Genomic DNA, 18,191 nt, shown 5'->3' on the forward strand with positions numbered 1-18,191 from the left:
CAACCCCTTCCTGACATTCCGTTCATAACGATTATTGCAGCAGCGTAGGCGCATGCTCCTGATTCGGATCATGATTGGATTTATACGGATAGCCCGGATCATAAGGCTCAACATGAATCGTAACATCCGTCAAATGAGTGAACCGAAGCAGGAGCAGCTGTTTGACCCGCTTGGCAATGTCATGCCCTTCCAGCACGGAAATACGAGGATTGACACTAATAATGACATCCGCCACCACGTAATGGCCATGCTCCTTCGCCTGCAGCGATTCTACCGTTATGACGCCTTCTACCCGTTGAATGAGCTGCATCAGATCATCCGCATCCTCATGCTGCACGCTAGCAGCGTGCTGCTTGCGTGACGCCTCAGCCAGCAGCCGGCAGCCGCCCGCCGCTAACATGACCGAAATCGCAATCGCCGCCGCCGGTTCAAAATAATAGAGCGATTTGACGCCTATCGCTTGACCGACCAATGCGCCGCCTGTACCAATCAAAGCAGCAAGGGAAGCCAACAGGCCCCATTGCCTTTCTCTGACTGGCAGCAGCAGCTGCTGTACTACAATACCTGCGACAATGGCAGCCAGCGCGCTCCAATGAGGAGCCTGAAGCGGCTGCTGCGAAGCCATCCAAATATCTTTTCCCGCCGCAATCCCGATTTCCACTCCCGCGACTACGAGAGCGATCGGCAGTATAATGGCAGCGATTCGCGAAGCTGAGCCCTTGCCGTCCTCCGAAGCGTCTTTCTTGCTGCTTCGAAGCTGAATGCCGGTCAGTGCGGCAAATGCCGCAACTGCCTGCCCCGCCGAGCGAAATGCGTCGGCGAGAAGCACCTTGCTTCCCGACAATATGGCGACAATGCCTTTAAACAACGCGAGCGCCGCATTTCCCCACAAGTCCGAGCGACTAGCCGTCTCTGCATCAGCATACCGTTGTTTGATTGACATATAGCCTCCAGCGTGGTATTCCACTTCTTTAAATAGTTATACAGTCGTTTTTGCCGGTTGAGCCGTTTTCGGCTTTTGTTTGCCTTTGAGCACCAGCCACAGCGGCGCTGCAATACAAATGGACGAGTAAGCTCCGCTTACCAGACCGATCATTTTCGCCAAAGCAAACAGTTTAATCGATTCACTGCCGAAGATGAATAAGCAGACTGCAATTATTAATACGGCCAATACCGTATAAAGATTCCGCGCCATCGTCTGCCACAAGCTTTGGTTAACCATATCCGCAAGCTGCTCATTGTTTTTGAACTTGCCAAAGCGCAGATTTTCGCGGACACGGTCGAAAATAACGATTTTATCGTTAATGGAGTAACCGATGGTCGTCAAAATAGCTGCGATAAACGGCAAGTCGACTTCCAGCCGGAAGATGGAGAACAGCGCAACAACGACAAAAGCATCATAGAGAATGGCAATATTAGCTGCAAGCGCAAAACGCCATTCAAATCGAATCATCACGTAGAGCATGATAAGCACACTCGCGAGGAGAACGGCAAGGATTGTCTTCTTGCCCAGCTCTTGCGCCATATCCGGCGATACGATATTAACTTCAGACGACACATTTTCGCCAAATTTCGCCGTAAATGCGCCTTCGATTTCTTTTACTTTGCTTTGCTCCAGTACATCCTCGAAGCGCGCGGATACCCGGTCGCCCTTGTCACCGCCAACCGTAGGAATGACATCGGTAATCCCAACGCTTTCGAGCACTGCTTTCGCGTCGGCTTGCGTCAGCTTTGTACCCACTGAAATATCCATATTTGTGCCGGCTTTGAAATCTACCCCGTAATTCAGGTTGAAGACAAGGAGCGACACAATACCAAGCACCGTCAAGATGATCGAGAAAGAGAAAAACTTGTTGCGGTGTTTAATAAAGTCGAAATGCACCGTTGTTTTAAAGTTCACGGATTTCTGCCTCCTTCACGCCGTAATAGCTAGGTTTCGTAAACAGGTTGCTGCGAATCAGCAGATGGATCAGCAGGCGCGCCAGGAAAATATTCGTTACGATACTGACGAGAATACTGTAAATCATCGTGAGTGCAAAACCGCGGATTGCGCCGTTGCCGATGTAGTAGAGAACACCGCTGGCAATAATGTTCGTAATGTTCGCATCCATAATGGTACGGAACGAGTTTTTCGAGCCGGCTTTAAGCGACGACAGCAAGCTTTTGCCGCTTCGGATTTCTTCCTTGATCCGCTCGTACATAATGATATTGGCGTCAACCGCCATACCTATACCGAGTACAAATGCAGCGATGCCCGGCAAAGTTAAAGTGGCGTTCAATAACTCGAAGACGAGTACAAGAAGCCATGTATACGTTAATACGGTGATACCGGCAACAACGCCAGGAATCCGGAACAGGATGACAAGGAACAACAATACGATCGCGGTACCGATAAGGCCTGCGCCAACAGTATCCTGCAGTGATTGCTGTCCGAGCTTAGCCCCGACGCTTTGCGTATACTTCTCAGTCAGCTTCAGCGACAAAGCGCCCAGATTAATTGTATCCTTCAAGTTGTTGGCTTCGTCATGGGTGAAATCGCCCGTAATTTGAGCCGAACCGCCGCTGATCGGATAGTTGACCATTGGATTAGACAATTGCTCTTCATCCAAATAAATAGCCAGTCTTTTGCCCGTCAGCTCTGTCGTTACTTCTTCGAATTTCTTCGCGCTTTTCAGCTTGATCGTAACGATCGGATTGCCGACCTGATCATACTCGACTTTTGCCGCATTTTGTACAAAGTCGTTGCCGTTCAGCATGATTTTGCCGTCAGGATCGCGGAATGTCAGATTGACAGGTTTATTGATTACCTTTCTGACTTCTTCCTCGTTGGAGACGCCGGCAAGTCTAACGCGGATGCGGTTGGTGCCTTCAGTCGTGACTTCAGGCTCCGCAATACCAAGCTTGTCCGCCCGGTCAGCAAGACTGCTTGCTGTTTTACGAAGCGATTCCGGGGTTACCTTCTCTCCGCCTTCCAGCGGTGAAGCTTCATACAAAACTTCAAATCCGCCTTTCAAATCCAGCCCCAGTCGCATATTCTTGACCAATGACGGGCTGCTCCAAGCGATCACGCCAAACATAATGACAACGATCCCAAGGAAGGCTGCTAATCTCTTCCAATTCATACGTTCATAGTCCCCCTTATGATCTCAATATTCCTATTATACTTGCGAGTAAAATACGAGTCAAAAAAAAGAACCCTTCTGATGAAGATTAGAAATGGGTTCCCCGAAAAGCGTTTAGCGTCATGAAATTCATAAACTTAGTCACCTTCAGCGACAAAATGTCATTTACGATTTGATGAAGTTCGGGCTGACCGGTTTTGTTGTATTTCTCGCTGACGCAAGCCCAGATTTCCCTCGCCGTCACATGCTCGTACCCGATGAGATGAAACTCTTCCGCTTTGCTGCCGCACAGTTGCTCGATCATGCTGTTGAGCTCGTCATCCCTCATGTCGCTTCCTCCTGCTTTTGTACTCGTCATTCACTACCCGCATCGCATGCTACATATTCGCTATGCCGTCTTCATATTCCTGCATGGTTTTTCGAATTGATAAATTTGGATGATTCATGAATCGGACATGCCGCGCATAAAGTTGTACGGGAAGCCTGTCTCCATTGCATCGGCTGGATTGTCGGACGGGCGCGAGTCGTAGAAGAAGAGATGAGGGAATGGAATGACGAAACAAAATTTCATTAAAGGGGCTCTGATTTTATTAGCAGCGGGCATCATAAACCGGACTCTCGGATTTGTGCCGCGCATCGCGCTTCCTCGCATTATTGGTGCGGAAGGAGTCGGGCTCTATCAATTGAGCTACCCGTTTCTAGCCGTCATGCTGACCGTTATTACCGGCGGAATTCCGCTCGCTGTCGCCAAGTGGATAGCCGAAGCAGAATCCCGCGGGGATACCCTTCGCGTCAAACAAATTTTTCGCAACGCCATGCTGCTTACTGTATGCCTGGCACTGCTGATGACTTCTGCGCTGTTGCTGTTTGCGCCATGGATTACAGCACATTTGCTGCCAGATGCCCGTGTATACCGTACGCTGCTAACGATGACGCCGCTGCTGCTCATTGTCGGCATCTCTTCAGTATACCGTGGCTACTTCCAAGGGAAGCAAGATATGGTGCCCACCGCCGTATCTCAAATAACGGAGACGGTCATTCGCATCATCTGCTCATTGACTTTCGCTTTCCTGCTCCTGCCTAAAGGGGTAGAATGGGCAGCGGCAGGGGCCATGCTCGGTGTGGTCGTTGGCGAAATTGGCGGTTTGGCCGTCATGCTGCTTAAATATGCAAGAGAACGATTGAAGGAAAAGCGGCGTCATGGACAATCCGATAACAGCATCAGTGCCGGTAATACAATTGATTCCGATTCAACCGATTATGATGAAGCCTCCTCCCCTCGCACACCCGTTATGCGGCGCTTGCTGAAGCTCTCCATTCCTGTGACGGCTAGCCGGATGGTCGGGTCTCTATCTTATTTGCTGGAATCGATATTTACAGCACGCAGCCTGGCCGCCGCTGGCATTGCTACTGGCAAGGCTACTGCTCAATACGGCGCACTGCAAGGAATGATTATTCCGCTGCTGCTGCTGCCAACAGCGCTTACTTACTCGCTGGCCTCCTCGCTTGTTCCTTCCCTTTCAGAAGCAGCTGCGCGCGGCGACCGGGCGACCATTCATAAAAGAATGCATCAATCTATGCGGCTGGCACTCGTTGCTGGCGCTCCATTCGTCGTCGTCATGGGATTATTCGCAGAGCCGCTATGCCGGCTTATGTACAATCATGCAGAAATCGCCCCCATGCTTCAGCTTATGGCGCCAATCGGTCTCTTTATCTATCTGCAGGCTCCCCTGCAAGCAGCACTCCAGGCACTCGATAAGCCAGGTACGGCGCTCATGAATACATTTATCGGTGCAGTAGTTAAACTGGTACTCATCGTGCAGCTTGCCTCCAAGCCTGAATTCGGCATTTATGGGGCTCTGATCGCCATCAATGTCAATATTGTGCTCGTTACCGGCCTCCATTATATAAGCGTACTCCGGTTTATCGGTTTCCGGATGAAAATGCTCGATTTCCTCAAAGTTGGAGCGGCAATGGTCGTTATGGGCGCTGCTGCCAGATGGACCATGAACCGCGAGCCGCTTCCGGCGGAATGGAGCAACTTATTGATTGCCTGTGCCGCAAGTGTAATCGTCTATTTATTGCTCATGATATGGATGCGAATCATTGACCGCTATGATATCGCCAGAATCCCTCTGCTTAATCGGTGGTTTAAGTAAAGAAAAGCCGCGCCTGCAGCAGAAGGAATATCCCTTCCCGCTACGGTCGCGGCTTTCGGTTGGAATCGACATACACTCGGCCTTTGTGATCAATCGTACAAAGAAACACTTCTTTGAAATCATTAACCCCTTGCTCCTGAAGCACGTTTTTGAGCCAAAAACGTGTTTTTTCCAGTTGGGCTAAATTATTATCTTGAACTTTACCATCCATAATTAGCGGAACGGGCAGCGTCTCAAACCGGTAATTGGGGGGAATTACTGCTTTTGACGATCCGTTCTTGTCATTGTCCTTAGCGCCAAGCTCGGATTGATGCCTATGTGACATGTCATGATCTTGATCGTCTTTACTTTCCTTTGGTATGACTGACAGCTTGCCAGTCGTCTCCAAAATAGCAAATTCCACATCCGCAAGCCGGCTCATTCCATTCTCGCGCAGCTGCAGCATCAAATCATCTAAGTTGTAGCGCTGCTTCCGCATCACATCGCGGTTAAGCTTGCCTTTCGCCATAATTATGCTTGGCTTTCCGTCAGTAAGCTGGCGAAACTTGCGGCTTTTCAGCCCGATAATCGCCATCCCGACTTGAATGGCCAGCAATACAACCATTGGCATGATGCCTTCCCACATGGGACGGCTCAAATCTTCAATAACGATAACCGCAATTTCCGCAATCATGACGGAAATGACGAGATCAAAAACCGACAGCTTGCCGATCTCCCTCTTCCCCATCGCCCTCATGATCAAAAATACGATGAAGTAAATAATCACGGTTCGGACCAGCAGGCCCCAGAAATCCAATGAAAATCGCCTCCTCGACATAGCTGCACCTGCATCAGATGAGATCCGAGCAGCCAGTACAGCTATTCTGTTCTGGAAGCGACTGCGTCATACGATGGAGCAAGGTACGAAATTATGGCAGGTTTGTACTATTATGACCGGCTTGGCCATATGGATTAGTAATTGATACTATTTGTAGGGGAGAGGGGTACGATTGAATCCGATCAAACAAATTGCCAAACCGCCGCAAATCGGCTCTCCGGTGCTGGCAGGCATCCTGTTCGCCATCCTTTGGCTCGCTGCCGGAGCTTTGCTTTTGTCGCTGCTGCTTCACTTCGGCAATATGAAGGAGAATAGCCTCCCGGCTTTCTCCATGGGCGTACATGGACTTTCTTCACTTGCAGGCGGCTTTGTGTCAGGCAGACGCTCGGGTAAAAGAGGCTGGTACTACGGCGGAATGCTAGGCGTGTTATACGGCCTGCTCATTCTAATTATCGGTTTCCTTGCTGCAGATGCCCATCTTAGCTGGCATAGCGGTCTGCTGCTTGCCATAGCCTTTCTGGCAGGAGCATTCGGCGGGATGATTGGCGTTAATACGAAGAAATAATAAACGGCAGGAATACCAATCTTGGCTAAAAAACCTTGTAAGCGGCATACTAATCCAAGTTTGATTCTGGATGAAGTAACCAGCTTAGGAGGCTTTTTTATTGATTTTGTTCCAAACGATGGGATCGGTAGCCGCTTATACTGCGCTTTCCGCTTTTATGCTAATTTGGCTTGGTGCTGGCTTGAACCCTTTCACGGCATCGGCCAAGTTGATTCGCAGCCTGCTCGGTTCCAAACGTTATGCCTTCCATTTCATCGCTTTAATCATCATATTGCTCTGCAACAAAATGGAGCTGAGAATCGAGAGCCAGCTGATTACACAATATAATTTCACCGCACTCTTTCATGCGCTTGAGGGCAATATCGTCCATTCTATTCAACAGCTGTTCCACCATAAATGGCTGACTCCGTTGCTTTCTTTTATGTACATCGTCGTCTTCCAGGCGCTTATGTTGTCTTCACTGGCCGTCTATACGACACATGAACGAGACGGCAGCAGCCATCGTCTTTATTACGCAACCTGTTACGCCATTATGCTTAATTACTTTGTTGCCATTCCGTTCTTCTTGTTCTTCCCCGTACAGGAAGTATGGTCTTATCAAGACAGCGGAGCTACTTTCTTCCTGTTAGAAACCTTCCCTTCCTTCGAAAGCCAATACCGGCTGCTCTCGGGTTTGGACAATTGCTTCCCAAGTCTGCACACTTCGATGTCCGTTACGCTCGCCATTCTAGCATGCAGCTCCTCCAATCGCAGATGGGCAGCCATCGTATGCAGTTGCTCAACTGTTATCCTCTTCTCTATTTTCTATCTCGGTATTCACTGGATAACCGATATGTTAGGCGGATTGACGCTGGGCGTATTTGCCAGCACCGCCGGTCTCAAGCTCAGCGAATGGTCGGGCTATACAAAAAGAAAGCCTGTCATCTGAAGAATGCTTCAGATGACAGGCTTTCGGCGGCAGTGCTGCTGCCAGAAGTAATTATTCCGCAGAAGCGGCCGGAGCGCTGTTAATAACCGTGTTGATAGCGCTGCGCTCGAACGTCAGCTTTGTCGTATCGTTGACACGAAGAACGACTGTGTCGTCCGTCAGTTCAACGATCGTGCCGTGAAGGCCGCCGATAGTCGAGATTTTATCGCCTTTTTTAAGCTGGCTCAGCAAGGAGCTGCGCTGCTTTTGCTTCTTTTGCTGCGGACGAATAAGCAAGAAATAAAATACCGCGAACATCAGAATGAACGGCCAGATCATATTAAAAATGTTTTGTCCGCCACCTTCTGCCGCTGCTGCTAGATAAGTAGACATCGTATTGTTTTCCCCCCTTTCTAAAACCCTTTGTCGTTATCGTGCAGGCCGTACGAGGTGAAGAAAGAGTCTCGGAAATCAAGCAGCCGGTCCTCCATAATTGCCTGACGAACATTCCGCATGAGTTCAAGCAAGAAGTGCAAGTTGTGATACGTCGTCAATCGGATTCCGAAAGTTTCATCCGCTTTCAACAGATGACGAATGTAAGCTCTCGAATAGTTCTGGCAAGTATAACAGGAGCACTCGGGATCAAGCGGTCCAAAATCATCTGTAAATTTGGCATTGCGGATAACGAGACGGCCTTGGCTTGTCATCGTTGTCCCATTGCGGGCAATACGCGTCGGCAAGACACAGTCGAACATATCGATGCCGCGGATAGAGCCTTCGATCAGTGCATCGGGTGAACCGACACCCATCAAGTAGCGAGGCTTGTTAGCTGGCAGAATAGGCACGGTATGATCAAGCACGTCATACATCAAATGCTTAGGCTCGCCTACGCTCAGTCCACCAATAGCATACCCCGGGAAATCCATGGAAGTCAAATCAGTTGCGCTCTGAATGCGCAAATCTTTATGCATGCCGCCCTGCACGATAGCAAAAAGCGCTTGATCATGCGGTCTTGCGTGCGAATTCAGGCATCTTTCTGCCCAACGTGTCGTACGTTCCAGCGATTTCTTGACGTAATCGTATTCCGCCGGATAAGGCGGACATTCATCAAAAGCCATCATAATATCAGAGCCAAGGGCATTTTGAATTTCCATCGCCTTCTCCGGCGACAAGAACAGCTTGTCTCCATTGAGGTGGGAACGGAACTGAACACCTTCTTCTGTAATTTTACGCATTTCGCTCAAGCTGAACACTTGAAAACCGCCGCTGTCTGTCAAAATAGGACGGTCCCAGTTCATAAATTTATGAAGCCCGCCCGCGCGCTTCACGATATCATGTCCCGGACGCAAAAACAGATGATACGTATTGCTCAAAATAATTTGCGCATCCATATTTTTCAATTCTTCCGGGCTCATCGTTTTAACGGTAGCCTGCGTGCCAACCGGCATAAACGTTGGTGTCTCGATTATACCGTGGGGGGTATGAACCCGGCCCAGACGCGCTCCCGACTGCTTGCACTCTTTAATTAATTCATATATTACAGCCACTGTTTCACTCGTCCTGTCTGTTTATATTCTAATAGATCATCATAGCGTCGCCGAAGCTGAAAAACCGGTACTGCTCCCCGACTGCTTCTTTATATGCATTCATGATGGATTCTCGGCCAGCTAGAGCGCTAACGAGCATCACTAGCGTCGATTTCGGCAAATGAAAATTGGTAATGAGCGAATCAACCAGCTTAAACGTATAGCCTGGGAAAATAAAAATGTCGGTCCAGCCGCTGCATGCCTGGATCGGACCCCCTTCAAATCTTGCCGCAACCGTCTCCAGTGTACGCGCCGAAGTGGTCCCTACTGCAATGACTTTATGCCCGCTGGCTTTTGCCTCGTTAATAATACGTGCGTTATCCGAATTCAGTTCATAAAATTCCGAATGCATCTCATGTTCCTCGACTTTGTCCACCGACATAGGCCGGAATGTGCCTAGCCCGACATGAAGTGTTACGAAAGCAAGCTTAATGCCTTTATCCTTCAGCTTCTGCAAAAAGGGCTCGGTGAAATGCAGGCCAGCAGTTGGAGCTGCTGCGGAACCTTCATGCTTTGCATAAACGGTCTGATACCGCTCCCGCTCCTCCAGCCGTTCCTTAATATACGGAGGAAGCGGCATTTCGCCAAGGCGATCAAGCAGCTCTTGGAAAATGCCGTCGTAGTGGAAACGGATCGTACGCCCGCCCATTTCTCCTTCGCTTTCGGCAACCGCCCGCAATAGAGGACCACCGTTGCCGTCATCGCCGAACCATACTTCCGATCCGGTTTTTAGCCGTTTCGCAGGCTTGGCCAGCGCTTCCCATCTATCGCCTTCCAATTGGCGGAGCAGCAGCAGTTCGACCTTGCCGCCGGTTTCGGGCTTCATGCCCATCAATCTTGCCGGGATAACTCTCGTATCATTCAATACGAGAACATCCCCTTCGTTCATATAATCAGCGACGTCGGTAAAACGACGATGCGCCAGTTCTCCCGAATGCCGGTTCAATGCCAGCAGTCTGGAATCCGTCCGTGTCGCAAGCGGCGTCTGGGCAATCAAATGCTCAGGCAGCTCGAAGTCAAATAAGTCTACATTCACGATTCAATCATTCCTTAGCGATGGTTACATCTTTATAGTAGTATTTCAAAATATAGGAGTAGTCATACCCTTGCTGTGCGAGTCCCAGCGCTCCGTATTGAGACAAGCCGGCGCCATGGCCGTTGCCCGTACCGATGAAACGGTAAGCTGCATCCTTGGTCGTCGCCCGGACTTTGCCCTCTCCGTTCATAACGAAGGTGTTGCCGTCAGCCTGCTTGACACTTCCGTCAGCACCTACCACATAAACGGTTTGGGACGCGTTTGTTTTCGTACGTTTTTCCCCGCCGGCGCCAAGCATAGCGACCTTACCGGTCTCGTCAATCTGGAACAGAGTGCTCGGCAAACCGCCCAGAGCGGAACGCAAGCCGTCCGGATATTTGATCGGCAGCACTGTACCGTTCACTTTCATCTCCGTAACACGTCCTGACAGTCCTTGCTTGCTGACTTCAAGCGAGTATATCGGCCCGCCTACAACAGAGGTCGTCTTCCCTTTCATGGAGTCTACCAGCTGCTGAGAAGTAAAGGGTCCTCTGATCCAGGACATTTCGTTGTTTTGTACGACACGCTCCAGTACAGCTACTTCGTCGCCGGCATTCAGTTGGCCCACTAGCGGCACCGCATCTTGAACGATTGGAAGGACGCGCACTTTCGTGCCTGCTGCGTTAACCTTCATAAGCTTAACACCTGCTGCATTCGTCGTTCCTGCTCCATCCAGCAGGTCTTCCCGTACGTATCCCGTCAAACCGCTGGATAATACGACGCGATACCAGCCGTAAAGCGACTTTTCCGACACAGCATCGGCAGGACTTGGGACAGTTTGCAAGTAAGCGACAGAGTTGCCCCAAATTTCTTTGGCGTCGGCGGACTGGCCGCCTGCGTTAGAAGAGAACAACGCCTCGATCAGCTTGCCGTTATACAGCATAACCTCTCCCGCTGTCGCATCAACGGCTTGAATCGTCGCCGCTTTCTCCGTGCCGGTACCGCTGTATACCTGGCTGTTGACCGAATCGACCACATGGGCGATCTGGAAGCCGAACCCTTGGTACAGCGCATACGTGCGGGCAGCGACCGCTTGCGACTTCAGCGCTTCAAGCGGCCAGGAAGCAACCATCTCCGCGCCAACGACCGAATACAAATATTGCTCGAATGGCAGCTCGTTGACAACGGCCAGCTTGCCGTTGAATTCGCTCAATTCGAATTCGCCTCTGTATGTCCGGCTAAATCTTTCTGTCAGCTTAATCGGATCGGAGGATCCAGGTGAAACCCATACCTTAGACGTGCCGGACGGAAACGCAAATAGCGTTGCGGGGTTAGCCGCTTTGCCGCTTAATGTATGATCGTTCCGGAGCAGCAAGTAAGAACCCGCTGCAGCCTGCTTCAGGCTGCTACCTGCCGCCCCTGCCTTCTTCTTGATCAGCTCCAGCTCGGCTGCAGAGGTAGCTGCACCTACCATAACGGTATAGCTGCCCGTACCGCGCAGCGCAGTGAATGCATCCACGCCTGCCGCTCCGAACGTTTGTGCAGCCTTATCCGCAGCACTCTTGGATGCATAAGTGCCGCTTTCCAAGTGAAGCGGTCCTTGCACGGCTGCTGTAATACCGCCAGAAGAGCTGCTCAGCTCGCCGTCCGCGCTCCATTTTTTCAAAGCGGTCTGGCTTTCTGCCAATGTAGTATAGCTGCCTTCCGTAACTTGATAGACCGTTTTCCCGCCTTTAGACAAGGAAGTGATAGATCCGGTACCGGAGGCAGCTTGAAGCCGTTTATACGCTTTAAGAGCCATATCGAAGTTTTCCGTCTCCGATACAAGCACTTTATAATTGTCAATTACGAACCGGGCTTGAGCGCCGGCACCTAAGCTTAACCATTGCTCCGTGCCCGAAGGCTGGCGCATGCCAACCGACAGCCCGCCTGTCGAGGATAGCGTTGCAACCGGCGTATTCACTTGATATTTACCTGGCAATTGCAGAAAAATAGCGACTCGTATCGAATCCAGCTGCGGCACCGCGCCCTGGGACGGCTTGACCGTCCACAGCGAGACGAGCAGTAATCCAATCATAGTCAGTATCGTCAAGCGGCGGTACGACAGTAGTGACGTTCTCATCCGTGTACATTCCCCTCTCTTGAGACGGCTCGCCGAATGCGGCCGTCTGGTCGTCATTTGGATTAGCGTTCAGGAACCGGGAGGCCCAGATGCCTATAGGCTTGATCGGTCGCAATTCGTCCGCGCGGCGTTCGCTGCAGGAAACCGATCTGCATCAAATAAGGCTCATATACGTCTTCAATTGTCTGGCTTTCTTCACCAATAGAGGCCGCGATCGTGTCCAGGCCAACCGGACGGCCGGCAAATGTAGTCATCATTGCGAGCAGCATTTTATGGTCAATGCTGTCGAGTCCCACCGGATCGACCTGCTGCAGCTCTAGCGCTGCTATAGCGATTTCATGCGTAATAATGCCATCTCCCCGTACTTGAGCGTAATCCCGCACACGCTTCAGCAGTCGGTTCGCGATCCTCGGCGTTCCTCTAGCACGCATTGCAATTTCCATCGAGGCTTCGCCGATAATGGAGATATCGAATATTTCCGCCGAACGGCTTACGATATAAGCCAGCTCATCAACCGTATAAAACTCCAACCGGCTGATAACGCCGAAGCGGTCGCGCAGCGGCGCGGACAAAAGTCCGGCTCTAGTCGTCGCTCCAATTAGCGTAAAGGGCGGAAGATCAAGACGGACGGAACGGGCGCTTGGCCCCTTCCCGATCATAATGTCGAGGGCATAGTCTTCCATTGCCGGGTATAACACTTCTTCAACCGTACGATGCAGCCGGTGAATCTCGTCAATGAAGAGCACATCGCCCTCTTGGAGATTCGTCAGCAGCGCAGCCAAATCGCCCGGCCGCTCAATTGCCGGTCCCGACGTCGTCCGCAAATTCACGCCAAGCTCATTAGCGATAATGTTGGAGAGTGTTGTTTTGCCCAGACCGGGAGGCCCGTACAGCAGGACATGATCCAGTGCTTCTTTGCGAAGCTTGGCTGCATCGATATAGATTTTCAAATTTTCTTTCGCTTTGGACTGCCCGATGTATTCCGCTAAATATCGGGGTCGCAAGCTTAATTCCATCGCCTGCTCGTCCATCATCAGGTTGGCGGATATGATTCTATCATCCAATTGGGGTTATCTCCTTCCGTTACCCTTTGAACAGCTGCTGCAAGGCCCGCTTCATTAAGGAATCGACAGTTTCCTCCGCCGTAACCGACGATTGCAGGCCATGCCATGCGCGATCCAACTCAGCATCTGTATAACCAAGCGATCCCAGCGCTTCGCGTGCTTCCTCCCAAGCTGTGCCAGCTCCTTGAGCATCTCCGCCTGCCTTCGCTGCGTTTGGCGACAGACCAGCAACAGCAAGCAGTCCCTCGTCGGAAATAAAGCCCGACAGCTTGTCCTTTAGATCCAGCACCATTCGCTGTGCAGTCTTCTTCCCGATACCTGGCAGCTTCGTCAGAAAAGCCAGATTCTCTTGATGAATGGCTGCAACAACCGCATCCGGGCGCCCTCCGGCCAATATGCCAAGTGCCACGCGCGGTCCGATACCGGATACCTCTAGCAGCTTGCGGAACAGCGACTGTTCCTCTCTCGTTTCGAAACCGTACAGCAGAATGGCATCCTCACGCACATGATGATGAATATAGACCGTGATCGCTTCTTCCTTTGCCGCAAAGGCATAAGGGTTTGGGGTAAACACCCGATAGCCGACGCCTTGTACATCCATTACGATATATTCCGTTTCCAAATGGGCGACTAGCCCGCGTAAAAAATCGATCATCGACGCACCTCGTTTATTTTTTGCGCCATTACGGCAGAATGGGCGTGGCAAATCGCGACCGCAAGCGCATCGGCAACATCATCAGGCTTCGGGATGGCGGAAAGCTTCAGAAACATTTTCACCATTTCCTGCACTTGACGCTTCTCCGCTTTGCCGTAGCCAACGACAGCCTGCTTCACTTGAAGCGGCGTATATTCGGAAACCGGAAGCCCCCGTTGAGCCGCGGCCAAAATAATGACGCCCCTGGCTTGCCCAACATCAAAAGCCGTCGTTACGTTGCGGTTGAAAAACAATTTCTCAATCGCTACGGCGTCCGGCTTGTACTTGTCGATCAGGGCAACGGCCGAGTCATATACTTGCAGCAGCCTCTCCTGCGAGGGTGTGCCTGCTGCTGTCTGAATGCAGCCGTATTGAACCGGGGTAAGCTTGTGGCCGACTTTATCAATAAAACCAAAACCCGCAATGGCAATGCCGGGATCGATCCCTAAAACTCGCAAATGCCCAACTCCTTCAACGATGCGAGGCTTCAGCCTTTCGCAAACTTATGTAAGCTACAATAAACTGCCTTATGACTTCGCAACCTCCATTATAACAAAAATTGCACCCCATGAGAACACGCGTTTGACGATTCCGGCGCGGCGCCTTTTTTTGTAATCTGGCAGGATGCTGTTATGGGATGAAATTACGGCCGAGTCGGCCGCTATTTCATGCAATTACGCACCTGCTCTCCAGTTTAAACACATTAAAAAACCGCGAACCCCTGATTTGGGGCCGCGGTTCCGGCTGGATTTCATCAATATGGGCCTTGCTGGTGCTTTAATGGATTAATATGTAGTCGGTGTTAATTCTTTTTCCTCGGCTTGCAAGGCAAAGTCGCTAAATGTGGACAACACGCTGTTATACTCGTCTATATCGGACACTTTAATTCCTTGGGCAAGCTCGTCCACCTTTTCATGAGGCAGACTGCTCTCCATGAATTGAACATCTAGCTGGAAAAACGTGCGCAGCACCTTTTCCTTGCCCGGCTCGCCTTCGAATAAGGAGAAATACCCTTTCTTATCTAATCCGAAATATGCATGCGACCGGCATTCCTCGGATAAATCCTCGATCTGCTCCTCCAGCAATACGGTCTGACCATCGCGGTCCATTACTGCCGTCCATTCCGGATGCAACCGGAGAAGCTTCACGATTTGCTGCGATGCAAGACGTCCGAGCGGACGAGTCTCTTCCCCGCAAATATATACTGATCTAAGTTTGACCGAAAGCGCTCCTTCTTGTCCCTCTAGCGCTTCAATGATGCTTGCCGGCTTTGCTTCCGCAGGCTCAACAGCCGCTGCAGCGACCATTGACGGACTCCCTGCTGCAAACAATACGACGGACAGCCATAGCGTGAAGGAGCCTAATATCCATAATGAGCGGCGGCGACGGCGAAGACGTTTTCTGACTTGCTTCCATAAGCTGAACTCCATCATGATAAAGGCCCCTTTGCTTCATTTTGACAATAGTGTTTCCTGAGCTTCCATATCTATGCATGAAGGTTGAATATTGTCGAAAACAGATAAAAATGCCCCTCCGTTTTCACGAAACGGAGGGGCATTGAAGTGCAAGATTAGCGGTTAATCCATGGTTTGCTGCCTGTTCTATGCGATCTCGAGCGGGCCGTCACTGTACGGATGACGGCTTTTTTGGCCGCCGATTTTTTAGGTGCCGATTTAGGAGCTGATGCTTTCACGGCTTTTACCGACTCCGCAACAGCAATCGGCTGCTCGATTTCATCTTCGCGTTTCCCTTTGCAGCCGCAAGGCTTTTCAGATACACCCGCTACTGTGCCCGGCCATCCCCCTACAGGCGGGAATGGCGGGAACGGCGGGAAGCCCCAGACTGGATAGCCGTAGCCGCCATATGGACCTGTGGCAGCCGGAGAAACCGCTCCCGGGCCGTAGCCATAGCTTACTTCAGGGCCGATATTCGACGGGCCGATGTTCGATGGGCCAATGTTCGATGGACCGATGTTCGATGGGCCAATGTTCGATGGACCGATGTTCGACGGGCCGATATTCGACGGTCCAATGTTCGACGGGCCAATATTCGACGGTCCAATGTTCGACGGACCGATGTTCGACGGGCCAATGTTCGACGGGCCGATGTTCGACGGGCCGATGTTGGATGGGCTGATGCTGCTGTTAGCAACACTTTCGATCGATTCGTTGGAAGCTAGTGATACTGCTGTTGGCCCCCAACCGCCATAGCCATAGCCACCGGTTGATTCCGGCGATACTGCCGTTGGACCCCAGCCGCCATAACCGTAGCCACCGGTTGATTCTGGCGATACCGCTGTTGGACCCCAGCCTCCATAACCGTAGCCACCGGTTGATTCCGGCGATACTGCCGTTGGATCCCAGCCTCCATAACCGTAGCCACCGGTTGATTCCGGTGATACTGCCGTTGGGTCCCAGCCTCCGTAGCCATAGCCGCCAGTTGATTCTGGCGATACCGCCGTTGGGCCCCAGCCTCCGTAGCCATAGCCGCCAGTTGATTCCGGCGATACCGCTGTTGGGTCCCAGCCTCCGTAGCCATAGCCGCCAGTTGATTCTGGCGATACCGCCGTTGGGCCCCAGCCTCCGTAGCCATAGCCGCCAAGAGAAACAGGCATTGTGCCTGGCGGACAGATCGACGGGCCAATGTTCGACGGACCGATGTTCGACGGGCCGATGTTTGACGGGCCGATGTTTGACGGGCCGATGTGCGACGGGCCGATGTTCGACGGGCCGATGTTCGACGGGCCGATGTTCGACGGGCCGATGTTCGACGGGCCGATGTTCGACGGGCCAATATTCGACGGGCCAATGTTCGACGGGCCGATGTTCGACGGGCCGATGTTCGACGGGCCGATGTTCGAATTTGCTGCTGGCATACTACCGTAGCCATACCCTGTGTGAACTGGCGAAACATGCTCGCCGTGACCATAACCGCCAAAAATCGGGCTCACCTTAGAAGAAGCTTCTATAGCCGGAATATTGCTTTGTTTGAACAAATCTACACTTGGCTGCAGCTCTGTTTGAATCGGCAGCACTTTTTTTCCTGCCTTTTCCGCCTTCAAAGGCTTTTCAACGGGAAGCGGCTTATTTGGCTTCACTGCAGCCGGCTGCGGGGCAGGAATGTTAGCAGGCTCCACAGGCTTCACTACAGGAGCTGTCGGTTTTTTCTCTATAATTGGGCCAGTAGGCTGCTTGTTTGGAACGGATTGCGCTATCGGTGCAGGTGCCGTCGCTATAGGTGCCGTATTCGTTTTCCCTTGAATCGGGCCGGTCGGTTTTTTACCACCCACCAAGTTTTGAACGCCCTGTACAATTGACATCGGATGCAGCGGATGATGTGCGGCACCAGTACCAGCAGCCGGCAATTCAACCGATGCATGGCCTGCCTTCGGAATGTTGACGATCTCTCCGGTCAGCAGCACATTCGGATTTTTCAGCTGCGGGTTGGCTTTGATCATATCCGCCAGCGGCACTCCCCATGCTTTGGACAGCTTCCAGAGCGTGTCGCCCTGCTTGACGACATGCTGATGCATAATGTCCCCGACACCTCCACCATGCGAGGACGGAATTTTGAGCTTCATCCCAACGTCCAGCGCATCTGGATTCGTTATCGTTGGATTCAGCTTCAAAATCTCTTCAATCGACACATTATGTTTCTGGCTAATAAAGTACAATGTATCGCCTTTCTTCACGACATAAATTTTCACTCGCCGAAAACCTCCTGTCACGTTCTTTGTACCACAGTCAAGGCTAATGCCCCGCTAATCATTACATCCTATGCAGAACATGGGCAGGTGTCTCCAACTTATTCGAAAAAAAATAGCCGAATCTTCGCATTTACGAAAATGTTGCTTGTCCTTCATAAAAAAAGGCGCCCCGCGCAACGCGGAGCACCTTCTATTCATCGGGACTTCGTATCAACATGTAAAAGTACATTTTGATGCCCTGATTTCGCTTCGAAATTAGCTTCAACATGCAAAAGTACATTTAAACAGACACCAAAACCTCATATTAGCTCAATACAGCCCCATTCACATGCACTTTTTCATTTTGAGAGCCATTTTGCCGACAAAACGGGCAAACAAACTGCACTTTTGCATTTTGAAGAGCTCAGTGGTGCTTGTCAGCACATTTAAGCCTA

Annotated in this window: 18 protein-coding genes; 5 read left to right on the top strand and 13 right to left on the bottom strand. The window is 51.2% G+C overall.

The features are described 5' to 3' along the window. Nucleotides 1-31 precede the first annotated feature (31 nt). The 4 genes from TY10_RS14475 to TY10_RS14485 form a co-directional block, all read right to left on the bottom strand. Nucleotides 32-943, bottom strand: coding sequence for a cation diffusion facilitator family transporter (locus TY10_RS14475; protein WP_042164682.1), 912 nt, complete (start codon nt 941-943; stop codon nt 32-34). 36 nt (nt 944-979) lie between these two features. Beyond that, nucleotides 980-1,900, bottom strand: a complete 921-nt coding sequence (gene secF, locus TY10_RS29425; protein WP_063510441.1) for a protein translocase subunit SecF — start codon at nt 1,898-1,900, stop codon at nt 980-982. Next, nucleotides 1,890-3,122 (bottom strand): protein translocase subunit SecD, encoded by a 1,233-nt coding sequence (gene secD, locus TY10_RS29430; RefSeq protein ID WP_063510442.1) that lies wholly within the window; start codon nt 3,120-3,122, stop codon nt 1,890-1,892. The genes secF and secD overlap by 11 nt, the downstream gene beginning before the upstream one ends. An 88-nt stretch (nt 3,123-3,210) precedes the next feature. Continuing rightward, complete coding sequence (locus TY10_RS14485; protein WP_042164684.1) at nt 3,211-3,450, bottom strand: post-transcriptional regulator; 240 nt, start codon at nt 3,448-3,450, stop codon at nt 3,211-3,213. Between the two features lie 223 nt (nt 3,451-3,673). Here TY10_RS14485 and spoVB point away from each other — a divergent pair, with 223 nt between their 5' ends. After that, nucleotides 3,674-5,281, top strand: coding sequence for a stage V sporulation protein B (spoVB, locus tag TY10_RS14490; protein ID WP_042164687.1), 1,608 nt, complete (start codon nt 3,674-3,676; stop codon nt 5,279-5,281). Nucleotides 5,282-5,321: 40 nt separating this feature from the next. On the opposite strand, the gene TY10_RS14495 is transcribed toward spoVB, so the two are convergent. Beyond that, nucleotides 5,322-6,017: a DUF421 domain-containing protein gene (locus tag TY10_RS14495; RefSeq protein WP_420329409.1), complete on the bottom strand. Its 696-nt coding sequence runs from the start codon at nt 6,015-6,017 to the stop codon at nt 5,322-5,324. 253 nt (nt 6,018-6,270) lie between these two features. On the opposite strand from TY10_RS14495, the gene TY10_RS14500 reads away from it, so the two are divergent. Both TY10_RS14500 and TY10_RS14505 read left to right on the top strand, forming a co-directional pair. Then, a complete protein-coding gene (locus TY10_RS14500) occupies nt 6,271-6,663 on the top strand; it encodes a TIGR04086 family membrane protein (protein WP_042164691.1) in 393 nt (130 codons plus the stop codon). A 100-nt stretch (nt 6,664-6,763) separates the two neighbouring features. Then, on the top strand, nt 6,764-7,591 hold the full coding sequence (locus TY10_RS14505; protein WP_052350550.1) for a phosphatase PAP2 family protein: 828 nt from the start codon (nt 6,764-6,766) through the stop codon (nt 7,589-7,591). 51 nt (nt 7,592-7,642) lie between these two features. On the opposite strand, the gene yajC is transcribed toward TY10_RS14505, so the two are convergent. The 8 genes from yajC to TY10_RS14545 form a co-directional block, all read right to left on the bottom strand. Beyond that, complete coding sequence (yajC, locus tag TY10_RS14510) at nt 7,643-7,963, bottom strand: preprotein translocase subunit YajC (RefSeq protein WP_042164694.1); 321 nt, start codon at nt 7,961-7,963, stop codon at nt 7,643-7,645. Between the two features lie 20 nt (nt 7,964-7,983). Further along, nucleotides 7,984-9,117, bottom strand: coding sequence for a tRNA guanosine(34) transglycosylase Tgt (gene tgt, locus TY10_RS14515; RefSeq protein ID WP_042164696.1), 1,134 nt, complete (start codon nt 9,115-9,117; stop codon nt 7,984-7,986). A 28-nt stretch (nt 9,118-9,145) separates the two neighbouring features. After that, nucleotides 9,146-10,192 (bottom strand): tRNA preQ1(34) S-adenosylmethionine ribosyltransferase-isomerase QueA, encoded by a 1,047-nt coding sequence (queA, locus tag TY10_RS14520; RefSeq protein WP_042164698.1) that lies wholly within the window; start codon nt 10,190-10,192, stop codon nt 9,146-9,148. Between the two features lie 7 nt (nt 10,193-10,199). Continuing rightward, nucleotides 10,200-12,293, bottom strand: a complete 2,094-nt coding sequence (locus tag TY10_RS14525; RefSeq protein WP_042164701.1) for a SpoIID/LytB domain-containing protein — start codon at nt 12,291-12,293, stop codon at nt 10,200-10,202. A 62-nt stretch (nt 12,294-12,355) separates the two neighbouring features. Then, nucleotides 12,356-13,357, bottom strand: coding sequence for a Holliday junction branch migration DNA helicase RuvB (gene ruvB, locus TY10_RS14530; protein ID WP_042164702.1), 1,002 nt, complete (start codon nt 13,355-13,357; stop codon nt 12,356-12,358). Nucleotides 13,358-13,376: 19 nt separating this feature from the next. Continuing rightward, nucleotides 13,377-14,012, bottom strand: coding sequence for a Holliday junction branch migration protein RuvA (gene ruvA / locus TY10_RS14535; protein ID WP_042164703.1), 636 nt, complete (start codon nt 14,010-14,012; stop codon nt 13,377-13,379). Continuing rightward, nucleotides 14,009-14,509 carry a crossover junction endodeoxyribonuclease RuvC gene (gene ruvC / locus TY10_RS14540; RefSeq protein ID WP_042164705.1) on the bottom strand — a complete coding sequence of 167 codons (501 nt, stop codon included), beginning with the start codon at nt 14,507-14,509 and terminating at the stop codon, nt 14,009-14,011. Before ruvC ends, ruvA begins: the two co-directional genes overlap by 4 nt. A 327-nt stretch (nt 14,510-14,836) precedes the next feature. After that, complete coding sequence (locus tag TY10_RS14545) at nt 14,837-15,484, bottom strand: BofC C-terminal domain-containing protein (protein WP_042164709.1); 648 nt, start codon at nt 15,482-15,484, stop codon at nt 14,837-14,839. 584 nt (nt 15,485-16,068) lie between these two features. Here TY10_RS14545 and TY10_RS32555 point away from each other — a divergent pair. Beyond that, nucleotides 16,069-16,230 carry a hypothetical protein gene (locus TY10_RS32555; protein ID WP_420329410.1) on the top strand — a complete coding sequence of 54 codons (162 nt, stop codon included), beginning with the start codon at nt 16,069-16,071 and terminating at the stop codon, nt 16,228-16,230. Nucleotides 16,231-16,755: 525 nt separating this feature from the next. Beyond that, nucleotides 16,756-17,367: a pentapeptide repeat-containing protein gene (locus TY10_RS32560; RefSeq protein ID WP_081735294.1), complete on the top strand. Its 612-nt coding sequence runs from the start codon at nt 16,756-16,758 to the stop codon at nt 17,365-17,367. Nucleotides 17,368-18,191 lie beyond the last annotated feature (824 nt).

Source organism: Paenibacillus gorillae (genome assembly GCF_000513275.1).
In the GTDB taxonomy this organism is placed as follows: Bacteria; Bacillota; Bacilli; order Paenibacillales; family Paenibacillaceae; genus Pristimantibacillus; species Pristimantibacillus gorillae.

What these genes read in the sequence shown, in the direction of transcription:
- TY10_RS14475 (WP_042164682.1), bottom strand. Translation starts at nt 943, where the DNA reads ATGTCAATCAAACAACGGTATGCTGATGCAGAGACGGCTAGTCGCTCG.
- secD (WP_063510442.1), bottom strand. Translation starts at nt 3,122, where the DNA reads ATGAATTGGAAGAGATTAGCAGCCTTCCTTGGGATCGTTGTCATTATG.
- TY10_RS14485 (WP_042164684.1), bottom strand. Translation starts at nt 3,450, where the DNA reads ATGAGGGATGACGAGCTCAACAGCATGATCGAGCAACTGTGCGGCAGC.
- spoVB (WP_042164687.1), top strand. Translation starts at nt 3,674, where the DNA reads ATGACGAAACAAAATTTCATTAAAGGGGCTCTGATTTTATTAGCAGCG.
- TY10_RS14495 (WP_420329409.1), bottom strand. Translation starts at nt 6,017, where the DNA reads ATGAGGGCGATGGGGAAGAGGGAGATCGGCAAGCTGTCGGTTTTTGAT.
- yajC (WP_042164694.1), bottom strand. Translation starts at nt 7,963, where the DNA reads ATGTCTACTTATCTAGCAGCAGCGGCAGAAGGTGGCGGACAAAACATT.
- TY10_RS14525 (WP_042164701.1), bottom strand. Translation starts at nt 12,293, where the DNA reads ATGAGAACGTCACTACTGTCGTACCGCCGCTTGACGATACTGACTATG.
- ruvA (WP_042164703.1), bottom strand. Translation starts at nt 14,012, where the DNA reads ATGATCGATTTTTTACGCGGGCTAGTCGCCCATTTGGAAACGGAATAT.
- TY10_RS14545 (WP_042164709.1), bottom strand. Translation starts at nt 15,484, where the DNA reads ATGATGGAGTTCAGCTTATGGAAGCAAGTCAGAAAACGTCTTCGCCGT.